At 62.6% G+C, this 13141-nt stretch carries 9 protein-coding genes and 2 riboswitches; of the genes, 3 read left to right on the top strand and 6 right to left on the bottom strand.

The annotated features are described in order from the left end of the window. Positions 1-110: 110 nt before the first annotated feature. The gene (locus ACM6I5_RS08970) at positions 111-1652 is read left to right on the top strand and encodes an MFS transporter (protein ID WP_414883627.1); all 1542 of its coding nucleotides are present in this window, start codon (positions 111-113) and stop codon (positions 1650-1652) included. On the opposite strand, the gene ACM6I5_RS08965 is transcribed toward ACM6I5_RS08970, so the two are convergent. Continuing rightward, positions 1636-2046, bottom strand: a complete 411-nt coding sequence (locus ACM6I5_RS08965; protein ID WP_414883626.1) for a MerR family transcriptional regulator — start codon at positions 2044-2046, stop codon at positions 1636-1638. The two genes, ACM6I5_RS08970 and ACM6I5_RS08965, sit on opposite strands and share 17 nt — an antisense overlap. Before the next feature lie 77 nt (positions 2047-2123). Between ACM6I5_RS08965 and ACM6I5_RS08960 the strand changes: the two genes are divergently transcribed. Beyond that, positions 2124-3347 carry an NADH:flavin oxidoreductase/NADH oxidase family protein gene (locus tag ACM6I5_RS08960; protein ID WP_414883625.1) on the top strand — a complete coding sequence of 408 codons (1224 nt, stop codon included), beginning with the start codon at positions 2124-2126 and terminating at the stop codon, positions 3345-3347. Positions 3348-3428: 81 nt separating this feature from the next. On the opposite strand, the gene ACM6I5_RS08955 is transcribed toward ACM6I5_RS08960, so the two are convergent. From ACM6I5_RS08955 to cobW, 5 genes are all read right to left on the bottom strand, one after another. Further along, positions 3429-5075 carry a phospholipase D-like domain-containing protein gene (locus ACM6I5_RS08955; RefSeq protein WP_017339160.1) on the bottom strand — a complete coding sequence of 549 codons (1647 nt, stop codon included), beginning with the start codon at positions 5073-5075 and terminating at the stop codon, positions 3429-3431. A gap of 152 nt (positions 5076-5227) precedes the next feature. After that, on the bottom strand, positions 5228-5968 hold the full coding sequence (locus ACM6I5_RS08950) for a vWA domain-containing protein (RefSeq protein WP_414883624.1): 741 nt from the start codon (positions 5966-5968) through the stop codon (positions 5228-5230). Continuing rightward, complete coding sequence (locus tag ACM6I5_RS08945; RefSeq protein WP_414883623.1) at positions 5893-6894, bottom strand: ATP-binding protein; 1002 nt, start codon at positions 6892-6894, stop codon at positions 5893-5895. Before ACM6I5_RS08945 ends, ACM6I5_RS08950 begins: the two co-directional genes overlap by 76 nt. Before the next feature lie 180 nt (positions 6895-7074). Next, positions 7075-10968 (bottom strand): cobaltochelatase subunit CobN, encoded by a 3894-nt coding sequence (gene cobN, locus ACM6I5_RS08940; protein WP_414883622.1) that lies wholly within the window; start codon positions 10966-10968, stop codon positions 7075-7077. A 3-nt stretch (positions 10969-10971) separates the two neighbouring features. Continuing rightward, positions 10972-12033, bottom strand: coding sequence for a cobalamin biosynthesis protein CobW (gene cobW / locus ACM6I5_RS08935; RefSeq protein WP_414879765.1), 1062 nt, complete (start codon positions 12031-12033; stop codon positions 10972-10974). A 101-nt stretch (positions 12034-12134) separates the two neighbouring features. After that, a riboswitch (cobalamin riboswitch) is annotated at positions 12135-12348 on the bottom strand. Between the two features lie 241 nt (positions 12349-12589). Continuing rightward, a riboswitch (cobalamin riboswitch) is annotated at positions 12590-12818 on the top strand. 119 nt (positions 12819-12937) lie between these two features. On the opposite strand from cobW, the gene ACM6I5_RS08930 reads away from it, so the two are divergent. Beyond that, positions 12938-13141 (top strand): CbtB domain-containing protein, encoded by a 204-nt coding sequence (locus ACM6I5_RS08930; protein ID WP_414879766.1) that lies wholly within the window; start codon positions 12938-12940, stop codon positions 13139-13141.

Below are 13141 nucleotides of genomic sequence, written 5' to 3'. Positions count from 1 at the left end.
AACGGTCGCGATAAGCTCGTGGTGCAATCACAGTAGAGAGCCCATGCCATGTACGTCAAACCCCTTAGCGCTTCCGCGATCAATGGCCTTGCCCAAAAGGCAATCACATCATGAGCCGCGTCAGTCCGCGTCTGACGTTGTTGACGGCTTCCGGCGTCTGCTCGCTGATCGTCCTCGACACCAACATCGTCGCCGTCACCCTGCCCACCATTGCCCGGGACCTGGGTGCGAACTTTGCCGACATCGAATGGGTGGTCAGCGCCTACATGCTCGCTTTCGCAGCCCTGCTGTTACCGGCAGGCAGCATCGCCGACCGCTTCGGTCGGCAGAAAACCCTGCTCTGTGGCCTGGGCTTGTTCATTCTCGCGTCCATCGGTTGCGGCGCGGCACCCACGGCGTTGTTCCTCGACATCGCCCGGGCGGTCAAAGGCGTCGGTGCGGCATTGTTGCTGACCTCGGCGCTCGCCTCCATCGGCCACACCTTTCACGATGAGGTTGAGCGGGCGAAAGCCTGGGCGTTCTGGGGCGCGTGCATGGGCGTGGCAATGACCGCTGCGCCGACCATTGGCGGGCTGATTACCGAATACATCGGCTGGCGCTGGATTTTCTACCTCAATTTGCCAGTGGGCCTGTTCCTGATGCTGATGGTCTGGCGCGCGGTGCCGGAATCTCGCGATCCCCAATCCGCACGCCTCGATCCCTGGGGCAGCCTGGCGTTCAGTGCCAGTCTGCTGTGCCTGATCTGGGGCCTGATCGAGGCCAACCGGATCGGTTGGAACAACCCGACCACCTACACCCGAATGATCGGCGGCGCGCTGTTGTTGGGGTTGTTCGTCGTGATCGAGCGGATGCAGCAGCGGCCGATGGTTGACCTGCAATTGTTCAAGCACCCACGCTTCATCGGTGCGCTGCTGGGCATGTTTGCCTATGCCGGCTGCGCCCAGGTGATGATGACGTTGCTGCCGTTTTATCTGCAGAACGGCCTGGGTTTCTCGGCCATCGCTTCAGGGCTGGGGATGTTGCCGTTTGCACTGACCATGCTGGTTTGCCCGCGTATCGGCGTGCGCCTGGCCAGCCGTTTTGCCCCGGCGACGTTGATGGCCACCGGTCTGACCCTGGTCGGCAGTGGCAACCTGCTGAGCGCCTGGGCGGTCAGCAGCGGCGGATACCTGCCCTTCGCCCTGGCCATTGCCGTGACGGGCGCCGGTGCCGGGCTGCTCAATGGCGATACACAGAAAAACATCATGGCCTGCGTGCCGCGGGAGCGCACCGGCATGGCGTCGGGCATGAGCACCACCATGCGCTTCAGCGCAATCGTGCTGGCTATCGGCGTATACGGAGCGTTACTGTCCAGTCATACCGAGCAATTGCTGCGCGCCAGTCTGTCGGCACAGGGGACGCAATGGCTCGACCAGACCCAGGGCATCGCCTCGCGGGTGGTGGCCGGCGACATGACGGCGGCGCTGGGCCTGCTGCCGGAAACCGCGCGCAGCCTCGTCGAACCGCTGGCCCGGCAGGCGTTCGTCGGCGGCTTCAGTCTCTTGCTGTTGATCGCCGGCTTACTGGCATTGCTGGGAGCGCTGGTGGTGGGCACGCTGATGCGCAATCCGATCCCCGCGCCATCGGCCACCGCCATTAACGCGAATGCTTGAATGAAGCCAGCACCCGTACGGCATTGGCGTCGCAGCCCATGCCGTCGGGTTTCGCCTGAATATCGTCGATCACCGCCAACAGCTTTGCCTTGCTCTGCGCCAGGTGCCGCTGCATTTCTTCAATCTGCTCGACTTTGCGCTGGAGACCCGCCATCAGTTCGTCGTGCTTGAATTCCCCGGTCGCGGTGTCCGGCATCAACTGTTTCAACTCTTCCAGACTGAACCCGGCCTGCTGCGCGCACTGGATGAGATACAGCGTTTGCAAAACCTGCTCGGGATAATGCCGGTAGCCGTTCGCCCGGCGTTCCACTTTCTGGATCAGGCCCTGGGCTTCGTAAAACCGAATGCGCGACGGGTTAAACCCGCTTAACTGCGCCAATTCACCAATCTTCATCTCAGCCTCATTTGCCTGCTTGACATTAAAGTTAACTTTAAGCTTAGCCTCTGCTCTTCACTGATGAGGAGTCAAGCATGTCGCCCTTCCAAGCGTTGAATTTGCCCAACGGCCAGACCATCGGCAATCGCATTGCCAAAGCGGCAATGGAAGAGAACCTTGCCGATACCGGACAGGCGCCGTCCGATGCGCTGTTTCGGTTGTATCAGGCCTGGGCCGGGGGCGAAGCCGGATTGTTGCTGACCGGTAACGTGATGATCGATCGTCGTGCGATGACCGGCCCCGGTGGCGTGGTGCTGGAAGATGATCGCGACATGGAACGCTTTCGCCAATGGGCAACAATTGGCCGTTCCGGTGGTGCACACTTCTGGATGCAGCTCAACCATCCGGGGCGCCAGACCATGGCCAACCTCGGCCAGCAAGCGTGGGCGCCCTCGGCGGTAGCGCTGGATCTTGGTTCATTTTCCAGGATGTTTGCCGAACCCAAACCGATGTCCGAAGACGATATCGCCGAGGTGATCACACGCTTCGCCACCAGCGCTGCACTTGCTGAAAAAGCCGGGTTCACCGGCGTGCAGATTCATGCGGCACACGGTTACCTGCTCAGTCAGTTCCTGTCGCCGCTGACTAACCGTCGAACTGACTGTTGGGGCGGCTCCCTGAAAAATCGCGCGCGTCTGCTGCTGGACGTTGTCCGCGCCGTTCGCCAATCCGTGTCACCGCAGTTTTGTGTCGCGGTGAAGCTCAACTCCGCCGACTTCCAGCGCGGCGGATTCGATGCCGAAGACGCCCGACAAGTGATTCAGTGGCTCAACGATTTGCAGATCGATTTGTTGGAGTTGTCGGGCGGCAGCTACGAAGCCCCGGCCATGCAAGGCGAGGCGCGCGATGGCCGGACCCTGGCGCGGGAAGCGTACTTTCTGGAGATGGCCGGCGAACTGGCCAGCGTGGCGCGCATGCCAGTGATGGTGACGGGCGGCATTCGACGCCTGGCGATCGTCGAACAGGTGCTCGACAGCGGCATCGCCATGGCCGGCATCGGCACGGCGCTGGCCCTCGAACCGCAGTTGGTCAAACACTGGCGCGAAGGCCAGGACAGCCATCCGCAACTGCCGCCGATCCGCTGGAAACGCAAGCCGTTAGCGGCGCTGGCGAGCATGGCCGTGGTGAAATTCCAGCTCCATCGATTGAGCCGCGGACGCACGCCGCGACCTGCAGTGTCGGCGGTCTGGGCGCTGATCCTCGACCGCTTGTACATCAGCCGCCGTACGCGGCAGTACCGGCAGGCGATGGGCAAATAATCGAAGGTGGGTTCAAAGGATGAAGTGATCGAGTTGATAGGGACTGTCTGGTATCGCTGACGCCGGGAGATCGCGTCGACCCTATCGGCCGGAGAAACGCAGTCGCGAGAGCTGCCGCAAATCCCCCGCGACGTAATAGTCATGGGTCCAGCTGTCATCCGCCGTCAGCGGATGGACCTGCTTCAGCGCAAGCTTCCTGGCGAAATAGCGAAAGCGGTAATGCTCGTAGAACCGCAGCAACTCCAAACCGTAACGATCAGCCAGGTCGGTATCGCCACGAACGATCAGGTAGTTTTCGTCGTTGCCATTGCTGGCCGCAGCACTGAGGTTGTGGCTGCCGCTGATGATCGTCGGCGCGTCGCTGGTGAAGTCAGTGACCACGGCTTTGGTGTGCACCAGCAGGTTACCCTTCTGGCCTTTCATGTTCTCGCGAAGCCAGCCTTCCAGCCCGGTGTTGAGCAGCGCGGTAGCGGCGAACTCGGCGCTGCGGTCGGCGTGGAAACCGGTAATGCGGCTGGCGGTGTTTTGCAGGCCGTAACGCAAAATGTCGTCGTGGGGCTGGCCGAGCAAGGCGTTGAGGATGTCGTCGGGCAAGGCGAACGCAGTGACGAACAACACGTCCTTTTTCGCGGCGGTGATGATCTCGACGAACTCACGCAAATCGCCTTGACCCGAGCGCGGGGAGAAGCCGGCGAACAACGGCTGCTGTGGGCCCATCGGGTTGTGTTGCGTGATCCATTGCCGGGTGGCGCCGACGTCGGCCGGTGTCGCCCAGACCTGCTCGAAGGTCCGCAGATAACTGGCGCTGACGCTGGCATCGTCCAGCACATGCACCACGTTCGCCTGGCGATAAACGCCATTGGGTGTGAAATTGGTGCTGCCACAGAGCACCGCTTCGGGCTGAAGCTGCCCGGCTGCATCGACCCGGCTCAGCACCATGAATTTGTTGTGGAAGATGTTGTGGGTGATTCGCCCGCGCTTGTTGGCCGCCGGGATTTTTTCCAGGCTGGCTTCGTTGATGGCGGTGTCGTCATCGTCGGGTTGCGCGTGATACAGAACACGAACCCGCACGCCTCGCTCGAACGCCGCGTTGACGGCATCGACGATCACCTGCAACTCGTACTCGTAAATGGCGATGTCCAGCGCCCACCGATCATCCACCGCCCGCTCGATGAATCCCAGCAAGCGCCCGAGCAGACCATTTTCCAGCCATTGCCGAGGGGCGTCGGGCCAGGCCTCGATGGGCAGGTTTTTGTTGGCACTGATCAGCGCGTCAAGGTCGGGAAACTTGCGCTGGAACGCCTGACTGGCGGCCACCGCGCGGTTGAAGATGACACTTTGATGCTGCGGCAGGCCATTGTCGGACGTGACGGTCACTTCCAGGAACTCGCCCAGCTGCGGTGCGTCAGCGCTGCCGTACGCCAGGTGAATCCGGTAATGGATCGTCATGCCCGGATTGACCGCGTAATCGGCCCAGCGAAATTTCTGCAACGGCGCGAGATCGCTCGGGGTGGCGTGAAACTGCGGGAACGTATGAGTCTTGCCGGGAAACGTCAGGCTGTTGAACAGGAACAACCAGGGCTTGCTGCCCTGCTGTTTTTCGATGGCAAAACCCAGCAAGCCTGTGCGACGGGATTCGGCCAGGTCCATGGCCAGCAGCACGCCGTTGGTGCCGGCGTAGGCCTTGACGCGAAAATCGTCCTGACTGTTTGTGGCGAGAACACGCATGCTTCACTCCTGTGAATGGCGGCGTTCAGAGCATAGGACAGCGCTGCGCATTGGTCGGGATTATCCGATACCGAGGCGACCCTATCGCGAGCAGGCTCGCTCCCACAGAGATCTGCGGTGTTCACCGATCCCCTGTGGCGGCAACACAATACTCAGCCTGAAAGCAAATCGTCGATATGCCGATAATCTGCCTGTAACTCTGCCGCCAACTGCTGCGCCCGCCCCAACCGAATCGGCCCGCGCTCAATGTCGATCAGAAGCCCTGGGCACTCTAGCGCCGGCAACCCCGACCAATCCTTCAACCGCCCATCCGTCACCAGCAACCACCGCTGCTGTTCCGCCGGAAAGCGTTTTTGCCGTGCCGCGAGCCATCGCCCCGCCTCGCCGAGCGCCGCCAGCAACGGCGTGCCACCGCCCGCGCCGAGGCCATCGAGCCAACCGTGTAAACCGCTGGAAGCTTTCAACCCCTGCACTTGCCACGTGGGTGCATGACCGCTGGCCGTCAACAACGCGAGTCGCGCGCGCTGGCGGTAAGCGTCGTCGAACAGTTGTGCCAGCAAACCCTTGGCATCGCTCAATGCCTGGTGGCGGCGTGTCGAGGCCGAGGCGTCGACGATCACCAGCCACAACTCGTGGGCCGAACGGGTGCGCACATGAAACAGCACATCCTGGCGTTGTCGAGGGCGGCCATTGAGCAAGGTGCCGGGCCAGTTGATCGAGCCGCTGTGCGCAGCCTGACGCTTGCCCTGTTTGCCGTTGGCCAGCGGTCCGGCGCGGGGTCTGGCATTCGCCCCCGCATCAGATCGAGGGCGAATGCCTAGGGCTTTTTTGGCCAGCTCGGCACGTCGCGTCGGGCACCGATCGGCAGCGCCTGGGCAGGCATTTCGCCCCATTGGCCCTGGCCTTCACTCGGGCTGGAATGTTGTGGTGAGGGTTGCTGGGCCTGCTGCGGCGCTGGTGGCTGCGATTGTTCGCGACGACGGTGACGCAAGGCAAATTCGGCCACCGCGTCGATATCGTCTTCGGCAATGGCGCTCGCCCCCCGCCACGCCGCATGGGCGCGGGCGGCGCGCAGCCAGACCAGATCGGCGCGCAGGCCATCGACACCGGCGGCGAAACAACGCTCGGTAATCTGTGCCAGCGCTTCATCGTCGAGGGGGATGCTCGCCAGCGTGCGGCGCGCGCGCTCACAACGCTCACGCAGCGACTGCTGCTGGCTCTCCCATTCGGCGCAGAACCGTTGCGGATCGCTGTCGAAATCCAGACGCCGGCGGATGATCTGGCCCCGTTGGGCCGGTGCGGTATGGCCACCGAGCGCCACGTTCAAGCCAAAGCGGTCGAGCAATTGCGGCCGCAGCTCACCCTCTTCCGGGTTCATCGTGCCAATCAGCACGAACTTCGCTGAATGCCGATGGGAAATGCCATCGCGCTCGATCAGGTTGGTGCCGCTGGCGGCGACGTCAAGCAGCAGGTCCACAAGGTGATCGGGCAGCAGATTGACTTCATCGACGTACAGCACTCCGCCGTCAGCCTTGGCCAACACGCCGGGAGAAAACTGTGCGCGACCTTCGCTCAGGGCCGCGTCGAGGTCGAGGGTGCCGACCAGGCGTTCTTCCGTGGCACCGAGCGGCAAGGTGACGAATTGACCGCTGGCGAGCAGGTCCGCGAGACCGCGGGCCAGGGTGGATTTAGCCATGCCGCGCGGACCTTCGATCAGCACGCCGCCGATTTTCGGGTCGATGGCGGTGAGGTACAGGGCAAGTTTCAAGTCGTCGGCGCCGACCACGGCGGAGAGCGGGAAATGCGGGGTGTCGGTCATCTTCAATACTCGGTCATGGTCGGCTATGTTTTGTGGAGAGGGCGCTTGCTCCCGCTCGGCTGCAAAGCAGTCGTAAAACCTGAGAATGCGCTGTGCCTGACAGATTGTGCTTTCAGGTGTTGGGACTGCTGCGCAGCCCGCCGGGAGCAAGCTCCCTCGCCACAGGGTTCACGGTTTGCATCAAGTGTCTTCTTCTATGTCCAGCAACACATTCTCCAGCGCCTCGCGGTATGTGCCCGGCTCTTTCCACATCCCGCGCTGCTGTGCTTCCAGCATGCGTTCGGTCATGTCGCGCAAGGCATGCGGATTATGTTCGCGAACAAAATCCCGCGTCGCCGGGTCCAGCAAATAAGCATCGGCCAGCAACGCGTACTGGTGATCGTCAATCAGCTGCGTCGTCGCGTCGAAGGCAAACAGGTTATCGACCGTCGCCGCCAATTCAAACGCGCCTTTGTAACCGTGACGCTTCACGCCGTCGATCCACTTCGGGTTGGCCGCCCGCGAGCGGATCACCCGGTTCAGTTCTTCCTTCAACGTGCGAATCTTCGGCAAGTCCGGCTGGCTGTGATCGCCATGGTAACTGGCCGCCGCTTCGCCGCTCAGGCTTTCCACGGCGGCGAGCATGCCGCCCTGGAACTGGTAATAGTCGTTGGAATCGAGCAAGTCATGCTCACGGTTGTCCTGGTTTTGCAGCACGGCCTGAACCTGGCTCAGGCGTTGAACGAACTGGTCGCGGGCGGCAGTGCCTTCGTCGGAACCGCCGTAAGCATAACCGCCCCAGTTCAGGTACACCTCGGCCAGGTCATCGCGGCTTTGCCACAACCGACCGTCGATGGCGCCTTGCACACCCGCGCCGTAGGCACCGGGTTTCGCGCCGAAGATGCGCCAACCGGCCTGACGCCTGGCCGCCTCCTCATCGAGCCCTGATTGCAGCAGCGTTTCACGCTCGGCGCGGACCTTGGCAGCCAATGGATTAAGATCCTCCGGCTCATCCAGCGCGGCGACCGCTTGCACAGCGGCGTCGAACAGACGGATCAGATTGGCAAACGCATCACGGAAGAAACCGGACACACGCAAGGTCACGTCGACCCGCGGACGGTCCAGCAAGCTCAGCGGCAGAATCTCGAAATCATCGACGCGCTGACTGCCCGTCGCCCAGACCGGGCGCACGCCCATCAGCGCCATGGCTTGGGCGATGTCATCGCCGCCGGTGCGCATGGTCGCAGTGCCCCAGACCGACAGGCCGAGCTGACGCAGGTGATCACCGTGATCCTGCAAGTGTCGCTCAAGAATCAGGTTCGCCGACTGGAAACCGATGCGCCACGCGGTGGTGGTCGGCAGGTTGCGCACGTCCACTGAATAGAAATTGCGCCCGGTCGGCAGCACATCCAGGCGACCGCGACTCGGCGCGCCGCTAGGGCCGGCCGGAACAAAACGACCGCCGAGGGCGTCAAGCAGACCGCGCATTTCAGCCGGGCCGCAGGCGTCGAGTCGAGGTGCGACCACTTCGTGCAGGTTGTCGAGGATGGCGTTGACCTCATCCCAACCCGCCTTCTTGGTGAACAGGCTTGTGTGGCGAGGAAGCTTGCTCCCGCTGGACTGCGCAGCAGTCTCATTTTTTGGGTCCGCTTCGCGAACCAACGGGAGCAAGCTCCCTCGCCACAGAGGCTCGTTCTCGCGGGGTTCGGGGTCGGTATTCAGGGTGTGCTCGATCAGTTGCGCGGCGAACAGTTCCAGGCGTTCGCGGGTATCGCCTGCTGTACGCCAAAGTTCATCGCTGATCGCTGACAAGGCATCCGGCCGAGGCCCGGCCCACGGCTCGGCCAATGCACAATCCAGCGGATCGAAACCCAACTCGAAAGCCTTGGCCAACGCCCGCAACAGACTTGATTGCGCCCCACGGCCATCGCCACGAGGAATGCGTAACAACGCCAACAACGTATCAATGCGCAAACGCCCGGAAGGCGACTCGCCAAAGATGTGCAGGCCGTCACGGATCTGCGACTCCTTCAAATCGCACAGGTAGGTGTCGAGGCGCGGCAACCAGATTGCCGCGTCAGCATCGCTGTCGAGCTTCTCGTCCAGCTGCAGCTCGCGGTCGATGTGCGTGTCGCGCACCAGTTGCAGGATGTCGCGCTGCAATTCGCGGGCGCGACGCGGATCCAGCAATTGCGCTTCGTAATATTCGTCGGCCAGCAACTCAAGGTTGCGCAGCGGGCCGTAGGTCTCGGCACGGGTCAGCGGTGGCATCAGGTGATCGATGATCACCGCTTGTGTGCGACGCTTGGCCTGGGCGCCCTCGCCCGGATCGTTGACGATAAACGGGTAGATGTTCGGCAGCGGCCCGAGCAACGCGTCCGGCCAGCAGTTCTCCGACAGCCCCACGCCTTTGCCCGGCAGCCATTCGAGGTTGCCGTGCTTGCCGACGTGGATCACGCCGTGAGCGCCATAGGTGTTGCGCAACCAGAAATAGAACGCCAGGTAGCCGTGGGGCGGCACCAGGTCCGGGTCGTGATAGACCGCGCTCGGATCGACCTGATAACCGCGCGCCGGTTGAATGCCGATGAAGGTCAGGCCTAAACGCAGCCCGGCGATCATCATCCGTCCGCCGCGGAACATCGGATCGCTTTCGGGCGTGCCCCAGCGTTCCAGCACGGCCTGGCGATTGGCCTCGGGCAAGGCGTCGAACATCGAGTTGTAGTCGTCCAGCGCCAGGCTTTGATGACACGGACGCTGGTCGAGGGTGTCGAGATCGTTGCTGACACCGCCAAGCAATTGCTGGATCAACGCGGTGCCGCTGTCCGGCAATTCAACAGGCAGCGGATAACCTTGTGCGTGCAACGCACGGAGGATATTCAATGCGGCAGCAGGTGTATCGAGGCCGACGCCATTGCCAATGCGCCCGTCACGGGTCGGGTAATTTGCGAGGATCAGGGCGATGCGTTTTTCACTGTTCGGCACCCGCGCCAGATCGATCCAGCGCCGCGCCAGTTCGGCGACAAAATCCATGCGCTCCGGTTGTGGCCGGTAGCACACCACATCGGACTGACTGCGCTCGCTGCGCCACGCCAGGTCCTTGAAGCTGATCGGGCGGCTGATGATCCGTCCGTCCAGTTCCGGCAGCGCGATGTGCATCGCCAGATCCCGCGGGCCGAGGCCCTGTTCGCTGGCTCGCCAACCGGGTTCGTTGTCCTGGGCGCAGATCGCCTGGATCACCGGGATGTTGCGGCGAAACGGTCGCAAGTGCGGGGCTTCGGGGCTGGACTGGGCGAAACCGGTGGTGTTGAGAATCACCCCTGCTTCGACTTCATCCAGCCAGTCCTCGACCACCGTCAGGCAGCCGGGCTCCTTCAAACTGGCCACGGCAATCGGCAAGGGATTTAACCCCGCCGCTTGCAAACGCTGGCAGAAAATATCAATGAACGCAGTGTTCGCCGCCTGCAAATGCGAGCGGTAAAACAGCACCGCTGCCACCGGCTGACCGGTTTGCCAGTCAGCCTGCCAATCACTCAATGTGGCGGGGCTTTTTTGCGGGTGGTAGATCGCCGTACGCGGCAGGGTTTGTGGCTCGGCCCACGCATAGTCGCGGTCCAGCCAGCGATTGGCCAGGCAGCGAAACAGATCGAGGGCGTTGGCCATGCCGCCCTGGCGCAGGTAATGCCAGAGTCGATCACGGTCCTCAGGTTTCACCGTGCTCAGGTCGCTGAGTTCCGGGTCCGGGCGATCATCGCCGGGCACCAGAATCAGCTGCACGCCGCGCTGCGAAAGCTCGACCAGACGCTCGACGCCGTAACGCCAATAGGCAATGCCGCCGTGCAACGAAATCAGAATCACCTTGGCGTGGCGCAGTACTTCATCGACATACAAGTCGACCGAGGCGTGGTTCTGCACCTGCATCGGGTTGGCCAGACGCACACTCGGGTAATCGTCCGGCAACTGCTGCGCCGCTTCGGCGAGCAACGCCAGGCTGGAATCGCCGCTGCACAGGATCACCAGCTCGGCGGGGGTTTGTCCAAGGTCGGCAATGTTGTCGTCCGACACGAAACCGCCGGGCTGGGTCCTGAGCAGGTGCATGGGTTAAACGCTGAGCGCAGCGCGCAATTGCGCTTCGAGTTGCCCGGCGTCCAGCTCCTGACCGATCAACACCAGACGCGTGGTGCGCGCTTCGTCGGCGCCCCACTGACGGTCGAAGTGCTTGTCGAAACGCGTGCCCACGCCCTGGATCAGCAGACGCATCGGTTTGTTCGGGATGGCGGCGAAACCCTTGACCCGCAGGATGCCGTGCTTGACCACCAGTTGGGTCAGCGCGTCCATCAGCAGGCTTTCGTCGGCTTGTGGCAGCTCGATGGAAATGGAGTCGAACGCGTCGTGATCGTGATCATCTTCGCCTTCATGGTGGTGATCATGATGGCTGTGACGGCCGTCGATGTGCTCTTCGGAACCGGCGCCGAGGCCGATCAGCACGTCCAGTGGCAGGCGACCGCTGCTGGCTTCGATGACTTTCACCGCGGGCGGCAGTTCTTCGGCGACTTCAAGGCGCACGCGAGCCAGGTCTTCGGGGCTGATCAGGTCGGCCTTGTTGAGAATCACCAGGTCGGCGCTGGCCAGTTGGTCGGCGAACAACTCGTGCAGGGGCGATTCGTGGTCCAGGTTCGGGTCGAGTTTACGCTGGGCGTCGACCTGGTCCGGGAAGGCCGCGAACGTGCCGGCGGCAACGGCCGGGCTATCAACGACGGTGATCACCGCGTCAACCGTGCAGGCGCTGCGGATTTCCGGCCACTGGAAGGCTTGCACCAAAGGCTTTGGCAGGGCCAGGCCGGAGGTTTCGATCAGGATGTGGTCGAGGTCGCCGCGACGGGCAACCAGTTCGCGCATCACCGGGAAGAATTCTTCCTGGACGGTGCAGCACAGGCAGCCGTTGGCCAGCTCATAGACCCGGCCGTTGGCTTCTTCTTCGGTGCAACCGATCGAGCATTGCTTGAGGATTTCGCCGTCGATGCCCAGTTCGCCGAACTCGTTGACGATCACCGCGATGCGGCGGCCCTGAGCGTTGTCGAGCATGTGCCGCAGCAAAGTGGTTTTGCCCGAGCCGAGGAAGCCGGTAACGATGGTGACGGGGAGTTTGGCCAGTGTTTTCATCGGATGCCCTTTGGCAAGGTGGCGGGCATACGGGACGACGACCGCGGCTGCACAGGCAGGCGCGCGGAAGATTTCGCCACCGGATCACCCCGCCCGGTTGTAGTGAGAATTCGTTTCGAGGCAGGTCTCCTGGCTGACGGTGTGCCTGTCGCTAGACTGGCGTTTGCTGCGCCTTCCCGCGGGCTCCAGGGCTGGAGCGTGCAGTGGCGTGGCAGCGAACATCACCGTTCACAGTTGCGGGGGCAGCCGCGGCATCGACCGCGTTCCCTTCTTAGCTTCGGCAAACGCCGAAGAACCTCGAAAGCGCAAGGCTACGCATGGTGTGTGGGCGGGTCAATGTCCGTCAGTTGATTGCAATCCCCTGTGGCGAGGGGATTTATCCCCGTTGGGCTGCGAAGCGGCCCCCTGCATTCCTTCAGGCATACCCCGCAAGCAGGTTTTGCGACGGCTTCGCCGCCGAACGGGGATAAATCCCCTCGCCACAGGTAACACTCCTTGCCCTTGCCCCCGAGTTGAGAACCCTTGCCAATTGACGCCCAACCCCCGCCCATGCTCTCCTACACGCCTTGTTACGGGTGCCCTTCACAGGGTGAAACGGGAAACCGGTGAATCATGTGCTTTACTCAAAGCCATGTCAGTCCGGTGCTGCCCCCGCAACGGTAAGCGAGCGAAGCGTCAGATCCACTGTGCCAGCAGTTCGGCATGGGAAGGTGACGCTTGCAGGTTTCGGCTGATGCCAAAGCCCCTCGCGAGCCCGGAGACCGGCCCGCAACACAAAGTGACGATTACGTTCACTGAATAACAAACCCGCGGTGGGCGGGCGCTGTTTGAACCTCTGCGAGCCCGATTCGCAGGGGTCTTCCATGCGCTCTATTCACCCGCTGACAGACCAGAGGGAAGCGCCATGTCGATCATCAGCAGCACCGGCAGCAACAGCGATAAGAGCACCGCCAGCACCACCACGACCCTGACCCAACGCCTGACCGCTGCCGTATGCGCATCGATCCTTGGCGCGTGCCTCGTGTATTTCGCCGGTTTCTCGCACATCGAAGCCGTGCACAATGCCGCGCACGATACCCGTCACAGCTCCGCCTTCCCGTGCCATTGA

The organism is Pseudomonas sp. IT-P171 (assembly GCF_949767765.1).
Taxonomy (GTDB): domain Bacteria; phylum Pseudomonadota; class Gammaproteobacteria; order Pseudomonadales; family Pseudomonadaceae; genus Aquipseudomonas; species Aquipseudomonas fluorescens_B.
The sequence above is the reverse complement of the archived record's forward strand: the minus strand, read 5'-3'. Positions and strand labels throughout refer to the sequence as shown.

Excerpts from the sequence above, each read along its gene's own strand:
- ACM6I5_RS08970 (WP_414883627.1), top strand. The coding sequence starts at position 111 with ATGAGCCGCGTCAGTCCGCGTCTGACGTTGTTGACGGCTTCCGGCGTC.
- ACM6I5_RS08965 (WP_414883626.1), bottom strand. The coding sequence starts at position 2,046 with ATGAAGATTGGTGAATTGGCGCAGTTAAGCGGGTTTAACCCGTCGCGC.
- ACM6I5_RS08960 (WP_414883625.1), top strand. The coding sequence starts at position 2,124 with ATGTCGCCCTTCCAAGCGTTGAATTTGCCCAACGGCCAGACCATCGGC.
- ACM6I5_RS08955 (WP_017339160.1), bottom strand. The coding sequence starts at position 5,075 with ATGCGTGTTCTCGCCACAAACAGTCAGGACGATTTTCGCGTCAAGGCC.
- ACM6I5_RS08950 (WP_414883624.1), bottom strand. The coding sequence starts at position 5,968 with ATGGGGCGAAATGCCTGCCCAGGCGCTGCCGATCGGTGCCCGACGCGA.
- ACM6I5_RS08945 (WP_414883623.1), bottom strand. The coding sequence starts at position 6,894 with ATGACCGACACCCCGCATTTCCCGCTCTCCGCCGTGGTCGGCGCCGAC.
- cobN (WP_414883622.1), bottom strand. The coding sequence starts at position 10,968 with ATGCACCTGCTCAGGACCCAGCCCGGCGGTTTCGTGTCGGACGACAAC.
- cobW (WP_414879765.1), bottom strand. The coding sequence starts at position 12,033 with ATGAAAACACTGGCCAAACTCCCCGTCACCATCGTTACCGGCTTCCTC.
- ACM6I5_RS08930 (WP_414879766.1), top strand. The coding sequence starts at position 12,938 with ATGTCGATCATCAGCAGCACCGGCAGCAACAGCGATAAGAGCACCGCC.